Here is a 20975-nt window from a genome sequence, read left to right as displayed (position 1 = left end):
AAGTTTCGGGCGGGTCAGCGTCGTCAGCGCCAGCCGAGCTCCGGTGCGAGGTGCCGGAGCACGCTCTCGACGACGTGGGCGTTGTAGTCGACCCCGAGCTGGTTGGGCACGGTCAGGAGCAGGGTGTCGGCGGCGGCGATCGCCTCGTCCTCGGCGAGGTCGCGCACCACCTGCTCGGGCTCCCCGGCGTACGACTTGCCGAACCGCGCCAGGCCGCCCTCGAGGTGGCCGACCTGGTCCTGGCTGCGCGACTCGTGGCCGAAGTAGGCGCGGTCCGCGTCGCTGACGATCGGGAAGATGCTGCGGCTGACCGACACCCGGGGCTCGCGGTCGTGGCCGGCCGCCTTCCACGCGTCGCGGAAGCGCTGGATCTGCTCGGCCTGGAGCTGGTGGAACGGCACGCCGGTGTCCTCGGTCAGCAGCGTCGAGCTCATCAGGTTCAGGCCCTGCTCGGCCGTCCACTCGGCCGTGGCTCGGCTGCCGGCGCCCCACCAGACCCGGTCCCGCAGACCGGGTGAGTGCGGCTCGATGGGCAGCAGGCCGGGCGGGTTCGGGAACATCGGCCGCGGGTTGGGCTGCGCGAACCCCTTGCCCTCGATGACGTCGAGGAAGACGCGGAGGTGGTCGCGCGCCATGTCGGCGTGGTCGGACCCCTCCGCAGGCACGTAGCCGAAGTAGCGGAAGCCGTCGACCACCTGCTCCGGCGACCCGCGGCTCACGCCGAGCTGGAGCCGGCCGCCGGCGATCAGGTCGGCGGAGCCGGCGTCCTCGGCCATGTAGAGCGGGTTCTCGTAGCGCATGTCGATGACACCCGTGCCGATCTCGATCGTGCTGGTGCGCGCGCCGATGGCGGCGAGCAGGGGGAACGGCGAGGCGAGCTGGCGGGCGAAGTGGTGCACGCGGAAGTACGCACCGTCGGCGCCGAGCTCCTCCGCTGCCACGGCCAGGTCGATGGACTGGAGCAGCGCGTCGGACGCCGACCGCGTCCGCGACTGCGGGGACGGCGTCCAGTGGCCGAAGGACAGGAACCCGATGTTCTTCATGCCGTCTCCAACAGAGGTTGAACGATCAATCTTCCCGGCCGGGCCCGCTCACGGCGCGTTCCACGTCCGGAGCACCGGGTGCTCGCGCTCGTGGCCGAGGACCGACAGCGTCGCCGTGTCGAGCCGGAAGAACCGGCCGTTGCCCACCGGTTGACCGAGCCAGCGTGCCGCCAGGGCGCGCAGGGCGTGACCATGGCCGAAGACGAGGGTCCGGCCTTCCGCGTCCCGGGCCCGGGCCACGACCCGGTCGAGCCGCTCCTCGACCTGCCCGGGCGCCTCCCCGCCGGGCGTCGGGTGGGTCCAGATCGTCCAGCCCGGGTCGTGCTCGCGGATCTCCTCGGTCGTCGTGCCCTCGTAGTCGCCGTAGGCCCACTCGACCAGGTCGTCGTCGACCTCCGCGTCGGGGAACCCCGCCAGCTCCGCCGTACGACGTGCGCGCAGCCGCGGGCTGGTCAGCACCCGGACGAACTCGCCCTCGGCGAGCCGCGGCCGCAACGCCCTCGCGACCTCCTCGCCCTCAGGGAGCAGCGGCAGGTCGGTCGTCGACGTGTGCCGACCCGCAGCGCTCCACTCGGTCGTGCCGTGGCGGACCACCCAGAGCTCGTTCACCCGGCCATTGAAGCGCAGTCGTCCTACGTCGTCGGCGCGCCGTACCGCGTCGTGACCCACTCCCCCAGCCGGCGCGCAACGGTGCCGATGGTCTCGGCGGCCACCGCCCGCGGGTCCCAGGCCGCGACGAGCCGGACCGTGAGGAGCTCGCCCCCGAGGTCGACGGCGAGGGGCACCAGGCCGAAGCGCGGGTCGTCCGACACCACGGCGACACCGCGCCCCGAGGCGGCCAGCGCCTGGGCGATGGTGCCGTTGGCCGCCTCGACCAGTGCGGCGTACGACGACCCGTGCGCGAGCGCGGCGGCGTCCAGCGCCTCCCGCGCGGTGAACGTGGCGGGCAGGCCGAGGAGCGGACGCTCCAGCAGCTCGGCCAGCGGCACCCGCCCGCGCGCCGCCCACGGGTCGGTCGACGGCACGTAGGCCCAGACCGGGAGGACGGCGAGCTCGCGGGCGGCGTACGGCGCCGGCGGGCGCTGCGTGCCGATCGCGAGGTCCGCGCCGGATCGCAGCATCTCGGCGGGGTCGAGCGCGTCCGCGCCACGGACGTCGACGACGGGGTCGTCGGCGGACATCGTGGCGACGAACGGCGACACGACGTCGGTCAGCGTCACGGTCGGCGCGGCGATCGTCAGCCGCTCGAGCCGGCCGCTGCCGTGGAACGCGGCCGACGTCTGCAGGGCGTCGGCGGCGTCGAGCAGCCGGCGTGCGCCCGGGAGCAGCGCCCGGCCGGTCCGGTTGAGCGCCAGCCGACCGGCGCTCCGGTCGAAGAGCGTGACCCCGAGGTCCTGCTCGAGCTGGCGCAGCTGCCGCGACAGCGCCGGCTGGGTGACGTGCACCCGGGCCGCCGCACTGCTCACGCTGCCGGCGTCGGCGGTCGCCACGAAGTAACGCACGTGCCGCAGCTGCATCATGCCTCCCAGGCATGGATTCGGAGCAGGACAGGTATTGGACAGCATAGTGACCGGTCCGGACACTGGCGCCATGAGTACGACGACCGCCGGGCCGAACGTGACCCAGAGGCGCCTCCTGACGACCCCGATCCCCGGCCCGCGCTCCCGCGCGCTGATGGCCCGCAAGGCGCGAGCGGTCGCGTCGGGCGTCGCGACCACGATGCCGGTCTTCGCCACGCGCGCGGCGGGCGGGATCGTCGTCGACGTCGACGGCAACCACCTCGTCGACCTCGGCTCCGGCATCGCGGTCACCACGGTCGGCAACAGCGCACCGCGGGTGGTGGAGGCCGTGCAGGAGCAGGTCGCGGCGTTCACGCACACCTGCTTCATGGTGACGCCCTACGAGGGCTACGTCGCGGTCGCCGAGGCGCTCAACCGCCTCACGCCCGGCGACCACGAGAAGCGGACGGTGCTCTTCAACTCCGGTGCCGAGGCCGTCGAGAACGCCGTCAAGATCGCCCGGGCCCACACCGGCCGGCAGGCGGTCGTGGTCTTCGACCACGCCTACCACGGCCGCACCAACCTCACGATGGCGATGACCGCGAAGAACGTGCCGTACAAGCACGGGTTCGGCCCCTTCGCCGGCGAGGTCTACCGCGCCCCGCTCTCCTACCCGTTCCGCGACGGCGGGCTCGACGGCGAGACCGCGGCCCTGCGCGCGATCGACGTCATCGAGAAGCAGGTCGGTGCCGACAACCTGGCGGCGGTCGTCATCGAGCCGATCCAGGGCGAGGGTGGCTTCATCGAGCCGGCGCCGGGCTTCCTGCCGCGACTCGCCGCCTGGTGCCGCTACCACGGGGTCGTGTTCGTGGCCGACGAGGTGCAGACCGGGTTCGCGCGCACCGGCGACCTCTTCGCGTGCGACCACGAGGGGGTCGTCCCCGACCTGATCGTCACCGCCAAGGGCATCGCCGGCGGGCTGCCGCTCTCGGCGGTCACCGGCCGCGCCGCGATCATGGACGCCGCCCACGCCGGCGGCCTCGGCGGCACGTACGGCGGCAACCCCCTCGCCTGCGCCGCCGCCCTCGCCGCGATCGAGACCATCGAGGCCGAGCACCTGGTGACGCGCGCCCGGGAGATCGAGACGCTGATGCTCGAAGGACTGCGGGCGCTGCAGACCCGGGACCCGCGGGTCGGCGAGGTGCGCGGCCGGGGCGCCATGCTCGCGGTCGAGCTCGTCGAGGCGGGCACCGACCGACCGGACCCCGCGCTGGCCAGGGCGATCGCCGGCGCCGCCCACGAGCGGGGCGTGATCGTGCTGACCTGCGGCACCCACGGCAACGTGCTGCGCCTCCTGCCGCCGCTGAGCATCTCCGACGAGCTGCTGCGCGACGGGCTCGACGTGCTCGAGGCGGCCTTCGCGGCCAGCGCGGGCGGCGCCCGGTGAGCCGCACCTTCCCCGTCGAGGATCCCGCGACGCTCGAGGTGATCGAGCAGGTGGCCGACCTGGGCGTCGAGGACGCCGTCGCCGCGGTCGACCGCGCCGCCGCGGCGTACCCGGCCTGGTCGCGCACCTCGCCGCGGCACCGCTCCGACGTGCTGCGTCGGGCCCACGGGCTGATGCTGCGCGACAGGGACGCGCTCGCGGCACTGATCGCGCGCGAGAACGGCAAGTCGCTGACCGACGCCGCCGGCGAGGTCGTCTACGCCGCCGAGTTCTTCCGCTGGTTCTCCGAGGAGGCCGTCCGGCCCGGTGGCGAGTACGGCGACGCGCCCGCCGGCGGCGCGCGCACGCTGGTCTCGCACCGGCCGGTCGGCGTGGCCGCGCTCGTGACGCCGTGGAACTTCCCGGCCGCGATGGCGACCCGGAAGATCGGGCCCGCGCTGGCCGCGGGCTGCACCGTCGTGCTCAAGCCCGCGGCCGAGACCCCGCTGACCGCCCTCGCGGTCGCGCGCCTCCTCGGCGAGGCCGGCGTGCCCGACGGGGTCGTCGAGGTCGTCACGACCACCGACGCCGCCGACGTCGTCGGCGCGTGGCTCGCGGACGACCGGGTGCGCAAGGTCTCCTTCACCGGCTCGACCGGCGTCGGCCGCGCCCTGCTGCACCAGGCGGCGGACCGCGTGCTCAACGCGTCGATGGAGCTGGGCGGCAACGCGCCGGTCGTCGTCGCCGAGGACGCGGACCTCGAGGCCGCCGTCGCGGGCACGATGCTCGCGAAGTTCCGCAACGGCGGGCAGGCCTGCACCGCTGCCAACCGGATCTACGTGCACGCCGACATCGCCTTCGACTTCCTCGCCCGGCTCGGGGCGGAGGTCGAGAAGCTCACGGTCGGCGCGGCCCTCGACGGCGCCCAGATCGGTCCGCTGATCAGCGCCGCCGCGGTCGAGCGCGTGCGTCGTACCGTCGAGCGGGCGGTCGCCGAGGGCGCCCGGGTCTCCCACCGCGCCGCGCTGCCGGACGCGCCGGGTCACTTCTACCCGCCGACCGTGCTGGCCGACGTGGCTCCCGACGCGACGATCCTGCGCGAGGAGATCTTCGGTCCCGTCGCCCCGCTGGTCGTCTGGGACGACGAGGACGAGCTGCTCCGCCTGGTCAACGACACCGAGCACGGCCTCGCGGCGTACGTCTTCGCCGGCGACCTCGCCCGGGCGATCCGTCTCGGCGAGCGGATCGAGGCCGGCATGGTCGGCATCAACCGCGGCCTGGTCTCCGACCCCTCCGCCCCCTTCGGCGGGATGAAGCAGAGCGGCCTGGGGCGCGAAGGCGCGCGGGACGGGCTCCGGGAGTTCCAGGAGACGCAGTACCTCAGCGTGGACTGGCCGGAGTATCCGTCGGGCGGACGAGCCGATCAGTGCTGCTGCCGGGCGGCCTTCGCGATCGTCTCCTCGACGATCTGGTTGACCCGGGAGCCGCTCGGCCAGCCGGCGTAGTGGCACAGCAGGATCACGATCTCGCGCAGCTCCTGCTCGTCGAGCTCGCCGGCGGCGTACGCCGCGGGGATCTGGATCGTCAGCACGTCGTGCTGACGGGCGCCCGTGAGCAGCCCGATCAGCAGCAGGCGGCGGTCGCGGTCGGAGAGGCCGGGCCGGTTCCAGATGTCCGCGAAGAGGTGGTCGGCGGTGTAGGCGAAGAAGTCGCCGGTGCCGTCGGTCATCTCGAAGCCGTAGACCTGCTCCATGCGCTCCAGGCCCCTGCGTCGCTGCTCGGGGAGGTCGTCGAACTTACCCAAGGCCAAGCCCCTTTCCGAGGCGCTCGAGCGCCAGCCGCGCGAGCGGTACGTCGACACCGTGCTGGTCCGCGAGGGAGATCGCGAACGTCAGGTCCTTCTCCCCCAGCGCCCGCACGTGGTCGAACACGGAGTACCAGAAGTCGTCCGGTGCGATCGTCGCGGTCGTCGACCGGTGCATGATCGCGCCCGGCCCGCCGGTGATCGCATCGGTGTGCCGGACCACCCTGCCGAGCTCGACGAGGTCGAGTCCGGCAGCCTCGGCGAGTCGCTGCGCCTCGGTCGCGGCCGTGAACGCGACGAAGTGCATCAGGTTGCGGGCCAGCTTGAACCTGGTGCCCGCACCGACCGGGCCGGCGTGCGTGACGAGCGACCCCATCGCGTCGAGCGCGGGCCTGGCGGCAGCGAACGCCGCGTCCGACCCGCCGACCATGATCGCGAGCGTGCCGTCGGCGGCGCCCATCGCGCCACCACTGACCGGCGCGTCCAGCACGTCCAGTCCCTGCTGCTCGAGCTCGGCAGGTGTGCCCGGCGAGACCGTCGAGTGGACGACGATGACCGCTCCCGGACCGATCTCGGCGACCACCGACCGGACCTGGTCGTCGTCGCGCACCATGACGCAGACGACGTCGGCCTCGATCGCCGCGACGCTCTCGGCGGCGCTCGCACCCGCGGCGACCAGCTCGACGACCGGCGCGGGCAGCACGTCGTACACCGTGAGCTCGATGCCGTCGGCGGCCGCGAGTCGCAGCGCCATCGGCTTGCCGATGTTGCCGAGACCGACGAACCCGACCCTCGTCACCGCGTGCGACTTCGGGGACGTCATGGGCGGAACGTCTGTCCGCCGTCGACCGCGATGATCTGCCCGGTCACCCACGACGACTCGTCGGAGAGCAGGAAGAGGCAGGCGCCGACGAGGTCCTCGGGCTGCCCCATCCGCTTGAGCGCGAGTCCCTTGACCAGCTCCTGGGCGGCGTCACCGGCCTGCGTGCGTGTCGCGGCGGTGTCGGTCGGGCCCGGCGCGATCGCGTTGACGCGGATCCGCATGCCGCCGAGCTCGTGGGCGAGCTGCTGGGTCAGACCGTTCACCCCGACCTTGGCGAGCCCGTAGAAGCCGGAGTAGAGGTACGCCGCGGTGCTCGACTGGTTGACGATCGAGCCGCCGCCGCGCTTCTGCATCTCGGGGTAGACCGCGCGGGTCATCACCAGCGCGCCGTCCATGTTCACCGACATGAACCTGCGGTAGTAGTCCCAGTCCACGCTGATCAGCAGGTCGAAGGCCATGTCGCCGTAGATCGCGGCGTTGTTGACCAGCCCGTCGATCCCGCCGTACGCCGCGACCGCGGCCTCGACCAGCGCCGCCGCGTCCTCGTGCGAGGACACGTCGGTGCGCACGAAGAGACCTCCGATGTCGGCCGCGACCTTCTGCCCGGCCTCGACGTTGAGGTCGGCCACCACGACCGACGCGCCCTCGGCGGCGAGCGCCCGCGCGTAGGCCTCACCGATGCCCTGCGCCGCCCCGGTGACGACGACGACCTTGTGCTCGAACCGCATGCTCAACTCTCTCCTTGGTCGGCGGTGGCTTCGAGACGGTTGCTGCGCAACCTCCTCAACCACCGTGCTCCGGTGGTTGAGGAAGGCGCCCTAGCGCCTGTCTTGAAACCACCGCTCATGCCGGCTCGGCGATCGTCTTCGTCTCGAGGTACTCCTCGAACCCCGCGACCCCCATCTCCCGGCCGGTGCCGGACTGCTTGTAGCCGCCGAACGGCGCGTCGGGGCTGAACCACACCCCGCCGTTGACGGCGATCGTGCCGGTGCGGATCCGCGCCGCCACGGCCTTCGCACGCGCGAGGTCGCCGGACTCGACCGACCCCGAGAGCCCGTACGCCGAGTCGTTGGCGATCCGCACCGCGTCGTCGTCGCCGTCGTGCGCGATCACGACGAGTACCGGGCCGAAGATCTCCTCCTGCGCCAGCCGGCTGGAGTTGTCGAGGCCGGCGATGACTGTCGGCTCGACCCAGTAGCCGTCCCGGTCGATGACGCGGCCTCCGGTGGCGAACGTGCCGCCCTCCTCCTCGGCCAGTCGCAGGTAGGTCTCGACGCGGTCCCGCTGGACGGCCGAGATCACCGGCCCGCAGATCGCGCCGGGGTCGGCGGGGTCCTTGGCGCCGATCGACTCCATCGTCGCCGCGGCCGCCTGCACGGCCTCGTCGTACCTCTCGCGCGGGACGACGAGCCGCGTGGTGATCGCGCAGCCCTGGCCCGCGTGGATGCAGGCGGCGAACGCCGTGGCCCCTGCAGCAGAGGCGATGTCGGCGTCGTCGAGGACGATCGCGGCCGACTTGCCGCCGAGCTCGAGGAAGACCTTCTTCAGCGTCGGAGCGGCCGCGGCCATGATCGCCCGGCCCGTCGCGGTCGAGCCGGTGAAGGACACCATGTCGACGCGAGGGTCGGTCGTGAGCAGCGCCGCGACCTCGTTGCCGCGCGGCGTCACCACGTTGAAGACCCCGGCCGGGATGTCGGTGTGCTCGGCGACCAGCCGCCCGAGCTCGCAGGCCAGCCAAGGCGTGTCCGGTGCGGGCTTGAGCACGACCGTGCAGCCGGCCGCCAGAGCCGGGCCGATCTTGGCCAGGTTGATCTGCGTCGGCACGTTCCACGGCGTGATGGCCGCGACGACGCCGACGGGCTCCCGGCGTACGGTCCGGCGGCTCGCGATGCCCATCGGCGACGCGACCCCGAGGTCGGTCTCGAACTCGTAGGACTCCAGCAGGTCGGTGACCCACGCCAGGCCCTCGACCGGCACGTCGAAGCCGGCCGCGCCCATCATGAAGCCCGGCATCCCGACCTCGAGCGTCGTGAGCGCCTTGAACGGCGGGGCGTCGTCCAGCAGAGCCTGGTGCAGCTGGCGCAGGCAGCGCACCCGCAGCGCGGTGTTGGTCGACCAGTCGGTCTCGTCGAAAGCCCGGCGGGCGGCAGCGATCGCCCCCTCGACGTCCGCTGCGGTGCCGTCGGGAGCGACGCCGATCTCCTCGCCCGTGGCCGGGTCGAGGATCGGGTACGTCGCGGCAGCGCCGACGAGCTTGCCGTCGATGAGCTGTTGCGCCGGGGGCGGCAGGGTCATCGCGAGCTCTCCTGCGTGAGGCCCCGCTGGGTGATGTGGGCACCCGCCTCGACGGGCGGTGGCCACACCGTCGACGGGAGGTCCTCGGGCCGGTAGTGGCCCGGCACGCCGAGACCGAAGACCTTGAGCCGCTCGTGGAGGGTGTCCGGCGCCTTGCCCGACTTCAGGATCGCGCCCATCGTGTGCGCCATCGCGCCGAAGTCGAACCAGTCGCGCTGCCACGCGAACCGCAGCTCCCCGTCGGGCTGTCGTGCGACACCGAACCAGCTGCCGCCGAGCCCGGGGATCTCGAACTCGCGGCCCGTGGCGTCGTCGGTGATGCCGGAGCGCTGCTTCCAGAAGCCCACGACCATGGCGTTCTTCTCGTCGATGACGGTGGCCTGGTAGTCGTAGTGCCAGCCGTCGAAGCCGTCCATCTCGATCCCGATGGCCCAGTCCCGGATCTGGTCCCGGCCGACCGCCATGAAGTGCTCGTCCGGCGTCAGCATCCAGCCGTACGTCGCGTCCTCGGCGTACCACTCGGCCATCACCCGCCAGTCGCCCGACGACTCGGCGCGGCGGTTGACGTCGAGCCAGGACTCCCAGAACTCCTCGATCTCTGCTCTCGTCAGGGACACGTCATTCCTCCTCGATGGCGAGCGCCATGGCCGGGCAGTACGTCACGGCCGACAGCACGTCGGGCCTCCGGGACTCGTCGGGGTGCTCCTCGAGCACCGTGACCTGGTCGGTGTCGGCGTCGAAGCCGAAGACGCCGGGCGCCTCCCCCTGGCACATCTGGTGTCCCTGGCAGAGCCCCAGGTCGGCAACGACCCGGTAGCTCATGACGGGTCGTCCGCCTCTCGACCAGCCAGGGGTGCGCGTGAGGCGGACGACCCGGTTCGGCGGCGGTACCTCACGCGGCAGGGCTGCTGGAGCTGGATCACCATCTTGGAGACGTCGTCTCGGTACTCCTCGGGCGGCTGCGCCATCTCGAACTCGTAGTCGCGCAGGATCACCGAGAAGATCGCCTTCATCTGCATCATCGCGAAGGCGTTGCCGACGCAGCGGTGCTTGCCGGCGCCGAAGGGGATCCACGTCCAGCGGTTCTGCAGGTCCTCCTGGCGCGGGTCGAGGTAGCGGCCGGGGTCGAAGGCGTCGGGTCGCGGGAAGTCCGAGCCGATCCGGTTGGAGACCCGCGGCGACGCGGCGACCACCGTGCCGACGGGGATCGTGTGCCCGGCGAGCTCGATCTCCTCGGCCACCACCCGCATCAGGATGACCAGCGGCGGGTGCAGCCGCAGCGTCTCCTTGAGCGCCGCCTCCAGCTGCGGGATCGACCGCAGCGCCTGGAACGAGACCTCCCCCCTGCCAGTGCCATCAGGGTCGGCGTACAGCGCGTCGAGCTCCTGGACGACCGCCGCCATCGTCTCGGGGTGGCGCATCAGCTCGATCAGCGCCCACGACGCCGTGCCCGACGACGTGTGGTGGCCGGCGAACATCATCGAGATGAAGATGCCGGTGATGTAGTCGGCGCTCATGTCGATCGAGATGAGCACGTCGAGCAGGTCGCGCTCCTCGCGCGCGATCGCGCCCCGCGCCTTGCGGCGGTCGATGATCCCCTGCACCAGCTCGACCAGCCGCTCGCGGGCGGCGTCGCGGCGTCGGAACGACTCGATGTCCAGGTAGGGGTCGACGTACGCGAGCGCGTCGGTGCCGCGCTCGAGCTCGTGGTAGTGCTGGGCGAACGACGCGTCGAGCTCCTCGCGGAACGGCCTGCCGATCAGGCACGCGGACGTCGTGTAGATCGTGAGCTCGGCGAAGAAGTCGAGCAGGTCGATCTCGCCCTCGTCACCCCAGTCCGCGACCATCCGGCGGATCTCGGCCTCGATGGTCGAGGCGTGCCCGCGCATCATGTCGCCGCGCAGCGCCTGGTTCTTCAGCATCTGCTGGCGCTCCTCGGGCGAGGCGTCGAAGACCACGCCCTTGCCGAAGATCGGCGTCATGAAGGGGTACGCCGCGGCCTGGTCGAGCGTCGAGTCGGGTGCCCGGAAGAACTGCTCGTTGGCCTCGGCGCCCGAGACCAGGACGACGTCCTTGTCGGCCAGCCGGAAGCGGCCGATGTCGCCGCACTCGTCGTACACGCGCTGGAAGAGGCCGATCGGGTCGACCCGCATCTCGGCGAGGTGGCCGTGCCCGTCGTCGGGGACGGCGAAGGACACTTCGCGAATCATCGATCCTCCAGAGGAGCCTCGGGGTTCACCTCGATGAGGCTGAGGTGCACGCCCCGCGGGGCGCTGACGACGGTGGCGATCGCGTCGGCGATCGCGGTCGGCTTGAGGAAGTGCGGGTGCCGCGCGAGCCCGAAGCGCACCCACTGGTCGAGGACGAACGCCGCCTCGTCGACGTCCCAGTCCGTGCCCATCTCGCTCCACGTCGGGCCCGGACGCACGATCGACGCGCGCACGCCGGTGCCCTCGAGCTCCATCTGCATCGCGTGCGCCAGGCCCTCGAGGCCGCACTTGCCGGCGGCGTACGACGACATGAACGGTCGCGGCCGCACGGCCACGTCCGAGGAGACGAAGACCAGGTCACCGCGACGCCGCTCCACCATCGCGGGCACGAACGCCCGCACCAGCCGGTGCGCGCCCACGATGTTGAGGTCGAGCTCGCGGGCGAACCGCTCGGTGTCGACCTCGTGGATCGTGCCGGGGCCGACCGCACCGGCGTTGGACACCACGACCTCGACGTCGCCGAGCTCGGCCGTCACCTTCTCGGCGAACGTCTCGACCGAGGAGGGGTCGGTCAGGTCGAGCGCGTGCACGACCGCCTCGCCGCCCGCCTCGCGGACCCGTCCGGCGACGTCCTCGCACCGGTCCGTACGACGGGCGCCGAGCGCGACCGGGAAGCCGGCTGCGGCCAGGGTGAGCGCGGTCGCCGCGCCGATGCCCGACGAGGCGCCCGTGACGACCGCGGGACGACGGGTCGGCTGCGCGTACTTGCTCATCGGGCCCTCCCCCACGCCAGCGGGTCAGCGGTGACTTCGGCTCGGTTCGTGGCGACCCGACCGAGCCCAACCCACCGCCCGGCGGCGGCCACCCACGCCGGCGGTGGCTTCGGCACGCCTTCCGGGGCCGAGACCGAGCCGAACCCACCGCCCGGTCGGAGGAGCGCGCTCATCGGGCCTCCATCCGCACCGGCACCGACGCGAAGCCGCGGACGTTGACCGAGTGCACCCGCACACAGTCGTCGTGGGCGACGTCGACGTGCCTGACCCGCTTCACCAGCTCCGCCAGCGCGATCCGCGCCTCGAGCCGGGCCAGGTTGGCGCCCAGGCAGAAGTGCCGGCCGCCGCCGAAGCTGAGCAGCCGGGCCAGCTCGTCCTTGTCGCGGAGGATGTCGTAGCGGTCCGGGTCGCCGAACACACGGTCGTCGCGGTTGGCCGAGCCGAGCACGAGCACGGCCTTCGATCCCTTCGGCGCGCGGCGACCGTGCAGCTCGACGTCCGCGAGCAGGTGTCGGGCGAGCATCTGGCTGGAGGTGTCGTAGCGCAGCGTCTCCTCGATCCACGGCACCACGAGCCCTTCGGAGTCGGTCGGGTCGGCGAAGACCAACTCGCTCTGCTCCGGGTGCCGGGTGAGGTGGAAGAGCGCGTGGCCGAGCAGCTTGGTGGTCGTCTCGTTGCCGGCGACGACCATGAGGAAGAGGAAGGCGATGATCTCCTCGTCGGTCAGCCTGTCGCCGTCGAGCTCCGCGACGAGCAGTGCGCTGGTCAGGTCCTCGGTGGGGCGACGCTTCCGCAGCTCGACCATCTCGGCGTAGTAGCCGACCAGCGTCAGCGACGCCTCCATGCCCTCCGGCGGCACGTCGCGTACGCCGGGCTCGCGGTGCACGACGAGGTCGGCGAGGCGGCGTACCTCCGCCCGGTCGGTCTCGGGCACGCCCATCATCTCGGAGATGACGTCCATCGGGAGCTTGCCGGCGAAGTCGTGGATCCAGTCGAAGCCCTGCCCGTCCCTGGCCTGCTCCAGGCACCGGCCGAGGTAGTGATCGGTGAGGCGCGCGATCTGCGGCGCCAGCGCGGCGACCCGGCGCGGCGTGAAGCCCTTCGAGACCAGCGACCGCAGCCGCTGTTGCCGCGGCGGGTCCATGCCGAGGAACGACATCACCCGGTGGGCGTCCGGCCCCCACGCGCTCTTGTCGATCGAGACGCCCATCGCGTTGGAGTAGACGCCCTCGGTGCGCACGGCGTGCTGGATGTCGGCGTGCCGCGTCAGGAACCAGATGTCGAGCTCCTCGTTGTGATGCAGGGGGTCCTCGTCGCGACAACGGCGGTACGTCGGGTAGGGGTCCTCCTGGAACGCGTAGTCGTAGGGGTCGAAGACGATCCCCGTCGAGTTCGCGCTCATTCGGGGTCCCCGCGGAAGTGGGGGCTGGAGGAGCGAAGCGGGGGAAGCCCGCAGCTCCGTGGGGTGTTCATGTCGGATGGCCCCTCATGATCACCGCGACGACGTCGTCGAGCCGCTCTCCCATCTCCGTGTACGTCATCAGGCCCATCCCGCCCTGCAGCAGCGCGCCGGAGAACGCCAGCGCCACCGTTTCGACGACGACCGGGTCGGCGTCCGGCCCGAGCGCCGCGCGGAACCGCTCGACGAGCTCGGCACCGATCCGCAGCCGCAGCCGCTCGACATCGGGGTCGCGGCCGAGCAGGGCCGGCGTCACGGCGGCCGCGAGCTCCGGCGCGTCCGCGAGCCGGCGCGCCAGGTGGCGGGTCACCGACTGGACGCGCTCGACGACACCGCTGCCCTCCGGCTCGTGCTCGTCCTCCGCCAGGAATCGCCAGAAGAGCTCCGCGAAGAGGTGGTTCTTCGAGGCGAGGTAGGTGTACGCCGTCGCCGGCGAGACGCCCGCCCGCTGGGCCACCGTCCGCACGGTGAGCGCCTCGTGCCCCACCGCCCGCAACTCGTCGAGACCCGCGGCCATCAGCCGCTCGACGGTCTCGGCCTGGCGGGCGTTCAACCCCCGTCGCGGGAGCGCGGACACCTGACTGGACACCTGTCCAATCTAGAACACGTTCTCTTCGGCCCGCAACCCCCCGAGGAGTCCACCGATCAGAACGGGTAGCGCCGACGCCGCCCGGGGCATGGAGGTGGCGCGCCGGCTCAACGTCGGCATCGTGCACGTCAACGACCAGACGGTCAATGACGAGCCGCAGATGCCCTTCGGCGGCACGAAGGACAGCGGATGGGGCAGGTTCGGCGTCGGCTTCGCCGTCGAGGACTTCACCGAGCTGCAGTGGGTGACGAGCCGCGACGAGCCGCGCCAGTTCCCGTTCCGAGGGAGCCGGCGCGACGTCTCAGGACCGGTTGTGGGCGACCGCGTCCCGCACGAGCTCGACGAACGCGTCCTCGTCGGGCATCTCGCCCGCGCGCAGGTCGATCGCCCGCCGGGTCCCCGCGTCCAGGCTGGCGTTGAACAGCCCCGCCGGGTCCGGCAACGACGCACCGCGGGCGAAGGTGAGCTTCACCTTGTCCTTGTAGGTCTCAAGGGTGCAGACCAGGCCGGCACAGGAGAACGTCGGAACCCCGTCGGGGTTCGACGGCTTGCGCCACTTGGCCTCCTCGACCATGTCGGTGTCGGCCGTCAGGATCAGGGACCGCAGCTTGTCGGCCGTCTCGCTCCGCCAGTCATCGCTCACGGACCGGACCCTACTCCGACACCACGCACTACCCTCGGCACATGCACCGGGTGTTCACGATGAGCGTCGCCTCGGTCTACCCGCACTACGTGACGAAGGCGGAGAGGAAGGGGCGCACCCAGGCCGAGCTGGACCAGGTCATCCGGTGGCTCACCGGCTTCGACCAGGACGCGCTGGATCGCCACCTCGCCTCCGGCACCACGTTCGAGGACTTCTTCGCCGACGCGCGGCTCAACCCGAACGCTTCGCTGATCACGGGTGTCGTGTGCGGGGTGCGGGTCGAGGACATCGACGACCCGCTGATGCAGCAGATCCGCTACCTCGACAAGCTGGTCGACGAGCTCGCCCGGGGCAAGGCGATGGAGAAGATCCTCCGGGCCTGATCGCCCAGCCCGTCAGCAGGGTCGGAGGAGATTCGGCACCTCCTGTCGAATCCGGTCCCGCCCGTTCGTGGAGTGGGTGGAAGCGGATCACACCGGGTGATCCGCCCAGGAAACGGAGATCGACATGTCCACCACCCACGTCACCACCCACGTCACCACCGCACCCACCGACGAGCGGCAGCCGCTCTGGAAGCACGGCGTCGCCGCATCCGTCGTCGCGTCGGTCGCGACAACCGCCCTGGCGGCGGTCGCGTCGGCCGCCGGAGTCTCGTTCGCCGACAGCAGCGGCGAGAGCATCCCGATCGCCGGCTTCGTGCAGATGACACTGATCCTCTCCCTCCTCGGCGTCGGCCTCGCCGCCGCGATGGCGCGCAGGGCGCGTCGGCCGCGGTCCACGTTCGTGCGGACGGCGGTCACGCTGACCGCGTTGTCGTTCGTCCCCGACCTCACCTTCGGCTTCGACACGGCCTCCGCGGCCACCCTGATCGCGCTGCACACCGTCGCCGCGGCGATCGTCGTGCCGACCCTGGCCCACCGGCTCGCCCGCACGCGCTGAGGTGCGCCGGCGAGCGGCGACGGCTACTGCCGGGACATCGCGACGCGGAGACGCTCGTCCGGGTCGATGTAGTGGTCGTGGTCGTCGCCGCCCAGGTCGAGCTGTACCCAGTGCAGCCTGCCGGTGAAGCGAGAGGCCCGAGAGGTGTAGTCGGGGCTGACGGTCGTCCCCGACTCGTAGCCGATGTCGGTCGTCTCGTCGGCGGAGAAGACCATCGGCTGCGTCGCGTCCACCCGACCCGAGCCCACCTCGTCGCCGTCGTAGAACAGGGTCACGGCACCGCCCTTGCCCAGCCCTCCGCCGTCGTACGCGAACTCCATCCGCACCTGGTGGCGGCCGGCCGGGACGGACCGATCCGCCTCCACGGTGAACAGCTGGATGCCGAGCAGGTTGTAGGCGAAGCGGGCGTGCCCCTTGGTGAAGTACACCGTCGAGCCGCCGAAGCGCCCGCCCTGGGCGATGATCACGCCCTCGACCTGGTCGCCCGGCACGTCGACGTCGGCGGTGACGGAGAACGACTTGTTCTTGATGCTGACGACGCTGTTCTCGGACAACCGTCCCATGCCGGGGAAGAAGAGCTGGGAGCGTCCGCGGATGAGCGTCGGCCTGCCGGCCATCTCCGGCTCGAGCCGCTCGGACGTGCGGTCGTCCATCGGGAGGACGTTGTACTTCGTGGCCTCGATCAGCCACAGCCGTTGCAGGTCGCGCAGCTTGTCGGGATGTTGCCGCGCCAGGTCGCGCGCCTGGCTGAAGTCGCTGTCGCCGTCGTAGAGCTCCCAGACGTCGTCGTCGAACGCGGGGAGGTCACCGCCGACCATCACCCACGGCGTGCGGTGCTTGGTGACCGCGCTCCAGCCTCGGTGGTAGATGCCCCGGTTGGCGAACATCTCGAAGTACTGCAGGTCGTGCCGTTCCGGTGCCGAGCGGTCCGCGAAGGTGTAGAGCATGCTGGTGCCCTCCATCGGCGACTGCTGCACGCCGTTGACCGAGGCCGGCTCCGGGATCCCCGCGGCCTCGAGGATCGTGGGCGCCACGTCGATCACGTGGGTGAACTGGCTGCGGAGCCCACCTCGATCGGCGATGCCGCTGGGCCAGTGCACGATGGTGCCGTTGCGGGTGCCACCCCAGTGCGAGGCGACCTGCTTGGTCCACTGCAGCGGGGTGTTCATCGCCCACGCCCACCCGACGGCGTAGTGGTTGTACGACGTCGGCGAGCCGAACTCGGCCATCTTGCTCAGCATGAACTCCGGCGTCTCGAGCGCGGCCATGCCGTTGAAGTTGGCCATCTCGTTGAACGCACCGTTGACCGTGCCCTCGGCCGAGGCTCCGTTGTCGCCGACGATGTAGTAGACGATCGTGTCGTCGAGAACCTCCAGGTCCGACAACGCGTCGATCAGCCGACCGACGTGGTGGTCGGTGTGCTCGAGGAAGCCGGCGTAGACCTCCATCTGCCGGGCCAGGACCGGCTTCAGCTCCTCGGGCATGTCGTCCCAGGCAGGGATCTCGTCGTGCCGGGCCGTCAGCTCCGCGTCAGGCGGGACGACGCCGAGCTCCTTCTGACGGGCGAAGGTGCGCTCCCGCTGCACGTCCCACCCATCGTCGAAGGCCCCGGCGTACTTCTCGATCCACTCCTTCGGGACGTGGTGCGGCGCATGGGTGGCCCCCGGTGCGAAGTAGACGAAGAACGGCCGGTCCGGCATCAGTGCCTTCTGTTGCCGCATCCAGGAGACCGCGCGGTCGGCGAGGTCCTCGGTGAGGTGATAGCCCTCCTCCTCGGTGGCGGGAGGGTCGACCGGCGTGGTCCCGTCGTACAGCGCCGGGTCCCACTGGTTGTTCTCGCCGCCGATGAAGCCGTAGAAGGTCTCGAACCCGCCGCCCCCGGACGGCCAGGCGTCGAACGGCCCCATCGGCGAGGTCTGCCACACCGGCACCTCGTGGCACTTGCCGAACTGCGCCGTCGAGTAGCCGTTGAGCTTCAGCGTCATCGGCAACGGCGCCTTCGTGTTCGGGCGGAGCGAACTGTTGCCCGGCGCCGACGTCGCGGTCTCGGTGATGCTGCCCATGCCCACCGAGTGGTGGTTACGGCCGGTCAGCAGCGCCTGCCGCGTGGGCGCGCACAGTGCGGTGGTGTGGAAGCGGTTGTAGCGCAGCCCACCCGCGGCCAGGCGCTCGGCGGTCGGCGTCCGGCACGGGCCGCCGAACGCGCTCGACGCCCCGAACCCGACGTCGTCGAGCAGCACGACCAGCACGTGGGGGGCGCCGGGCGGCGGCAGCAGCGGCTCGATCGGCGGGTACGCCGTGGCAGGGTCCTTCGCGTCGTACGTCGTGAGGCCGGTCGCCGGACGGTCCGGGATCGGCAGCATCGTGCGGGCGTGACGGTCCGGGCTCATCGCAAACCTCCAGCTCATGGGTCGACCCATCAGACCCCCGGAGCGGGTGGTTCCAGACCCCCCGTCAGCGGGTGGGAGGCGGCGGCTCAGCGGTCGGTTCCACGGACCTCGGGTGCGCAGAACTCGACCACCTCGTGATCCAGCCAGGTCTCGACCCGCGCGGATTGCAGGGTCAGCTCGTAGACCAGCTCGCGTTGCTGCTCGGTCTCCGTCATGCCGTCCGCATAGCCGGGCACCTGCGCGCGATACAGCCCGGCCACGGCGCCGAAGGGCACGCCCGCCCTCTCGATCCGGACGCGGTTGCTGCTGATCGTCGCGCCGGACTCCGTCGGTTGGGTCACCAGCGCGATCCGCCCGAGGTCGAACTCGTGGACCTTGGGCCCGTCCGGCGCCGCCGTCACGAACCACACGCCGGGTCGCTCGGACCTGACGAAGCGCATGATCCGACTCGAAGGCCGACCGGTCTCGTCGGTGCTCGCGACGACCAGGGTGTTCGTCCGGGCCGCGACCTCGTTGAACGTCTCCAGTGCTCGCGCCGCGAAGGCGTGGCTCTCGCGGCGGCTGTCCTTCGCGAAGGCGAGCGCGGCGTCGACGGAGTCGAAGCGCCGCTCTCCCTCGATGAAGTACAGGACCTGCGGGACGTAGGCCGAGATGTCCTCCCCCTGGTAGTAGAACTGCAGCCAGCGTCGACCCGAGTGCAGGTCCCCGCTGTACTTCTGCCGCAACCGTCCCTCCTTGCCGTCGAGCAGGCGTCGACCCCGGTCCGTGCGCAGCAGGCTCTGTCCCAGGTGCACGCCGAGCCAGGCACCGATCACCGCGACGACGAGCGCTTGGCGCCACGAGCCCGGCCGGTCCGGCAGCGTGCTCTGCACGAGGGTGGCGAAGCCGGTGACCGCGGCCGCGACCACGACGGCGGCCAGCGCCAGCAGGATCACGCGGAAGCGGCGCAGCTCGTAGAGGATGCGGTCGGCGGCACGCTGTCGGGACTTGAGGTGGAGCGCGCGCTGCTTCATGTCCGCGACGAGCTCGTGGTCCGCGGGCGACAGGGGCATCAGCCGACTCCGAACCTGCGGTGGAGGTTGCGCAGCTCGTAGGTCTCGATGTCGCCGTAGGGCTCGATCTCGACCCTCCGCTGCTGGAGGCGGAGGGCCTCGGGACCGAACTTACCGGCGTACCAGTCGGCGGCGACCTCCAGCCGCTCGGCCAGTCGCTCCTCGTCGTAGGTCTTCCGCCGGTCGCGTCGCGTCGCGGCGACCCGATCGACGAGGTGGAGCGCGAGGAAGCCCACGATGAAGAACCCGGTCAGGATGCCCAGGATGATCACCGTCACGTCCCACATCACGAAGCCCTCGTGATAGCCCCACCAGCCGGTGTCGGCGTCACCGCGGTGCAGGAGGGCCGACGCCGTGATCACGACCGGCAGCACCACGAAGACCCAGCCGAGCAGGACCAGGACGAGCTGCACGAACTTGTCGCGGAAGCGGCGGCGACCGAAGAACCAGTCGACGGTGACGTCCCCCTCCTCCACGTGGTGCACAACGTACGGCGGCGGGTGGGTCGTCATGCGTGCCCCCGGTGGCCCTCGCGGATGCCCTGGAGGCTGTCGGAGCGCTCCGGCGACGTCCAGGAGCCACCGTCGCGTCGCGACCACACCTTGCGCAGGGTCGGGACGAACTCGCGGACGACCGTCCAGGTGTTGACCATCCAGTAGACGAGCATGTACCACGGCGCGAAGACGACGTACTTCAGCGTCCTGCCACCGTCGTTGTAGTACGACGCCGTGGTCAGCTGCACGAGGCCGACGACCATCTCGATGGCGACGAAGATGCCGACCATGTACCAGTTGTGCCAGAACCGCTCCCAGCTCTGGGTCATCGCACAGTAGAGCTGGGTGAGCAGGAACAGGGCCATGCTGATCCAGTAGAGGAAGCTCCAGACCACGCTGAGGCCGTAGTCGGCGATCACCGGCATCATCCGGAAGTTGCGAACGGGGTTGCGCAGCAGCCTGGGTCCCTTGGTCAGCAGGACGTAGATGCCGCCGGACGACCAGCGCCGGCGCTGCCGGATCAGCGCCTTCAGGCGCTCGGGCACGTCCAGGAAGAAGCGAATCCGGGGGGCGAACAGGGCCCGCCAGCCCGCTGTCTGCATGTCCCAGGCGATCGCGATGTCCTCGGTCGGCTGCTCGGCGTGCCAGCCTCCGACGTCGAGCACGGCCTGCTTCCGATACATGGTGTTGGCGCCGGAGAAGGCGAAGAGGGCGCCGTACGACATCTGGGAGCGCTTGATGAGTCCGATGATCGAGTTCAGCTCGTTCTGCTGGGCCTGGGCGGTCAGCGTCGTGCGGTTGGCGGCGAGCATGTTGCCGGTGACGGCGCCGACGTTCTGACCGCCCTCGCGCTCGAAGTAGCTCATGTACTGCCAGAGGGCGTCCGGGTTGGGCTTGGTGTCGGCGTCGTTCGACAGCAGGAAGGCGCCCTTGGCGTAGGCGAGGGCGACGTTGAAGCCGTGGGCCTTGCCGCGGTTGGCGGCAATGGTGATGACGCGCAGGTGGGGGTACTCGTCCTGCAGCGCGAGGAGGATCTCGGCCGTTCGGTCGGTGGATGCGTCGTCGATGACGATGATCTCGTACCTGTCGGCCGGGTAGTTGAGCTGGTGCTCCAGGTAGTGCACCGTGCTCGCGATCGAGTCCTCCTCGTTGTGCGCGGGGACGAGGATCGAGACGAACGGCTCACCGTGCTGCAGGTACCGCGGACGATCGCCCCGCTCCGAGAACACGTGGTAGTAGAAGCTCGACACGATGAACGCCAGGCCCCCGACGATCGGGTAGGCGACCAGCACGAAGACCAGGATCTGGACGAACCAGTCCGCGCTGTCCGAGGGCATCACGACCTCCTCCGGCCGGCCGTGCCGGGTCTTGCAGCATGGTAGACCCTGGGTCGCCGGCTCCCGGGGATCTGCTGCCGGGCACGTGCCGGCCGTGCGGAGTCCCGAGCATGGGGTGACCGGGCCCCCACCCTCCCCCGGGGGTGTCGGTGACCGGGACAGCGCTTCGAGGCGCCCTCGGTCCCGCTCAGCGGTACGG

23 protein-coding genes are annotated in these 20975 nt (G+C 71.3%); 4 read left to right on the top strand and 19 right to left on the bottom strand.

Annotated features, from left to right (window positions below; all coding sequences use genetic code 11):
* Positions 1–23: 23 nt before the first annotated feature.
* From PZ894_RS11290 to PZ894_RS11280, 3 genes are read right to left on the bottom strand one after another with little or no spacing between them, the layout of a single operon-like run.
* A complete protein-coding gene (locus PZ894_RS11290; RefSeq protein ID WP_275744804.1) occupies positions 24–1043 on the bottom strand; it encodes an LLM class flavin-dependent oxidoreductase in 1020 nt (339 codons plus the stop codon).
* A gap of 48 nt (positions 1044–1091) precedes the next feature.
* Entirely contained in the window at positions 1092–1652 is a 561-nt protein-coding gene (locus PZ894_RS11285) for a histidine phosphatase family protein (RefSeq protein WP_275744803.1), read from the bottom strand.
* Between the two features lie 23 nt (positions 1653–1675).
* Complete coding sequence (locus PZ894_RS11280) at positions 1676–2563, bottom strand: LysR family transcriptional regulator (protein ID WP_275744802.1); 888 nt, start codon at positions 2561–2563, stop codon at positions 1676–1678.
* Between the two features lie 70 nt (positions 2564–2633).
* On the opposite strand from PZ894_RS11280, the gene gabT reads away from it, so the two are divergent.
* Both gabT and PZ894_RS11270 read left to right on the top strand, forming a co-directional pair.
* Positions 2634–3989, top strand: coding sequence for a 4-aminobutyrate--2-oxoglutarate transaminase (gene gabT / locus PZ894_RS11275; protein WP_275744801.1), 1356 nt, complete (start codon positions 2634–2636; stop codon positions 3987–3989).
* Positions 3986–5473 (top strand): NAD-dependent succinate-semialdehyde dehydrogenase, encoded by a 1488-nt coding sequence (locus tag PZ894_RS11270; RefSeq protein ID WP_275744799.1) that lies wholly within the window; start codon positions 3986–3988, stop codon positions 5471–5473. The genes gabT and PZ894_RS11270 overlap by 4 nt, the downstream gene beginning before the upstream one ends.
* Here the strand turns inward: PZ894_RS11270 and PZ894_RS11265 are convergent.
* From PZ894_RS11265 to PZ894_RS11210, 12 genes are all read right to left on the bottom strand, one after another.
* Positions 5392–5772, bottom strand: a complete 381-nt coding sequence (locus PZ894_RS11265) for a carboxymuconolactone decarboxylase family protein (protein WP_275744797.1) — start codon at positions 5770–5772, stop codon at positions 5392–5394. The genes PZ894_RS11270 and PZ894_RS11265 overlap by 82 nt on opposite strands.
* Positions 5765–6595 (bottom strand): NAD(P)-dependent oxidoreductase, encoded by an 831-nt coding sequence (locus PZ894_RS11260; RefSeq protein WP_275744795.1) that lies wholly within the window; start codon positions 6593–6595, stop codon positions 5765–5767. Before PZ894_RS11260 ends, PZ894_RS11265 begins: the two co-directional genes overlap by 8 nt.
* The gene (locus PZ894_RS11255; RefSeq protein WP_275744793.1) at positions 6592–7323 is read right to left on the bottom strand and encodes an SDR family oxidoreductase; all 732 of its coding nucleotides are present in this window, start codon (positions 7321–7323) and stop codon (positions 6592–6594) included. Before PZ894_RS11255 ends, PZ894_RS11260 begins: the two co-directional genes overlap by 4 nt.
* A 115-nt stretch (positions 7324–7438) precedes the next feature.
* Positions 7439–8890: an aldehyde dehydrogenase gene (locus PZ894_RS11250; RefSeq protein ID WP_275744792.1), complete on the bottom strand. Its 1452-nt coding sequence runs from the start codon at positions 8888–8890 to the stop codon at positions 7439–7441.
* Positions 8887–9507: a nuclear transport factor 2 family protein gene (locus PZ894_RS11245; RefSeq protein ID WP_275744790.1), complete on the bottom strand. Its 621-nt coding sequence runs from the start codon at positions 9505–9507 to the stop codon at positions 8887–8889. Before PZ894_RS11245 ends, PZ894_RS11250 begins: the two co-directional genes overlap by 4 nt.
* A gap of 1 nt (position 9508) precedes the next feature.
* Positions 9509–9712 (bottom strand): ferredoxin, encoded by a 204-nt coding sequence (locus PZ894_RS11240; protein WP_275744788.1) that lies wholly within the window; start codon positions 9710–9712, stop codon positions 9509–9511.
* The gene (locus PZ894_RS11235; RefSeq protein WP_275744786.1) at positions 9709–11100 is read right to left on the bottom strand and encodes a cytochrome P450; all 1392 of its coding nucleotides are present in this window, start codon (positions 11098–11100) and stop codon (positions 9709–9711) included. Before PZ894_RS11235 ends, PZ894_RS11240 begins: the two co-directional genes overlap by 4 nt.
* Positions 11097–11873, bottom strand: a complete 777-nt coding sequence (locus PZ894_RS11230) for an SDR family oxidoreductase (protein ID WP_275744785.1) — start codon at positions 11871–11873, stop codon at positions 11097–11099. Before PZ894_RS11230 ends, PZ894_RS11235 begins: the two co-directional genes overlap by 4 nt.
* Before the next feature lie 169 nt (positions 11874–12042).
* Entirely contained in the window at positions 12043–13275 is a 1233-nt protein-coding gene (locus PZ894_RS11225; RefSeq protein WP_275744784.1) for a cytochrome P450, read from the bottom strand.
* A 67-nt stretch (positions 13276–13342) separates the two neighbouring features.
* Positions 13343–13921 carry a TetR/AcrR family transcriptional regulator gene (locus tag PZ894_RS11220; protein ID WP_275744783.1) on the bottom strand — a complete coding sequence of 193 codons (579 nt, stop codon included), beginning with the start codon at positions 13919–13921 and terminating at the stop codon, positions 13343–13345.
* Positions 13922–13930: 9 nt separating this feature from the next.
* Positions 13931–14152, bottom strand: coding sequence for a hypothetical protein (locus PZ894_RS11215; RefSeq protein ID WP_275744782.1), 222 nt, complete (start codon positions 14150–14152; stop codon positions 13931–13933).
* A 70-nt stretch (positions 14153–14222) separates the two neighbouring features.
* Complete coding sequence (locus tag PZ894_RS11210; RefSeq protein ID WP_275744781.1) at positions 14223–14564, bottom strand: DUF1801 domain-containing protein; 342 nt, start codon at positions 14562–14564, stop codon at positions 14223–14225.
* 41 nt (positions 14565–14605) lie between these two features.
* On the opposite strand from PZ894_RS11210, the gene PZ894_RS11205 reads away from it, so the two are divergent.
* Together PZ894_RS11205 and PZ894_RS11200 are read left to right on the top strand one after the other, a co-directional pair.
* Positions 14606–14947: a DUF2200 domain-containing protein gene (locus PZ894_RS11205; RefSeq protein WP_275744780.1), complete on the top strand. Its 342-nt coding sequence runs from the start codon at positions 14606–14608 to the stop codon at positions 14945–14947.
* A gap of 124 nt (positions 14948–15071) precedes the next feature.
* Positions 15072–15503, top strand: a complete 432-nt coding sequence (locus PZ894_RS11200) for a DUF6069 family protein (RefSeq protein ID WP_275744779.1) — start codon at positions 15072–15074, stop codon at positions 15501–15503.
* Positions 15504–15526: 23 nt separating this feature from the next.
* On the opposite strand, the gene PZ894_RS11195 is transcribed toward PZ894_RS11200, so the two are convergent.
* From PZ894_RS11195 to PZ894_RS11180, 4 genes are all read right to left on the bottom strand, one after another.
* Positions 15527–17911, bottom strand: a complete 2385-nt coding sequence (locus tag PZ894_RS11195; RefSeq protein ID WP_275744778.1) for an arylsulfatase — start codon at positions 17909–17911, stop codon at positions 15527–15529.
* A 68-nt stretch (positions 17912–17979) separates the two neighbouring features.
* The gene (locus PZ894_RS11190) at positions 17980–18945 is read right to left on the bottom strand and encodes a hypothetical protein (protein ID WP_275744777.1); all 966 of its coding nucleotides are present in this window, start codon (positions 18943–18945) and stop codon (positions 17980–17982) included.
* Positions 18945–19457 carry a hypothetical protein gene (locus PZ894_RS11185; protein ID WP_275744775.1) on the bottom strand — a complete coding sequence of 171 codons (513 nt, stop codon included), beginning with the start codon at positions 19455–19457 and terminating at the stop codon, positions 18945–18947. The genes PZ894_RS11190 and PZ894_RS11185 overlap by 1 nt, the downstream gene beginning before the upstream one ends.
* A complete protein-coding gene (locus PZ894_RS11180) occupies positions 19454–20776 on the bottom strand; it encodes a glycosyltransferase family 2 protein (RefSeq protein WP_275744773.1) in 1323 nt (440 codons plus the stop codon). Before PZ894_RS11180 ends, PZ894_RS11185 begins: the two co-directional genes overlap by 4 nt.
* Positions 20777–20975: the final 199 nt, after the last annotated feature.

It is taken from the genome of Nocardioides sp. YIM 152315, assembly GCF_029210375.1.
Classification (GTDB): Bacteria; Actinomycetota; Actinomycetes; order Propionibacteriales; family Nocardioidaceae; genus Nocardioides.
This window is presented reverse-complemented; position numbering and strand designations above follow the sequence as displayed.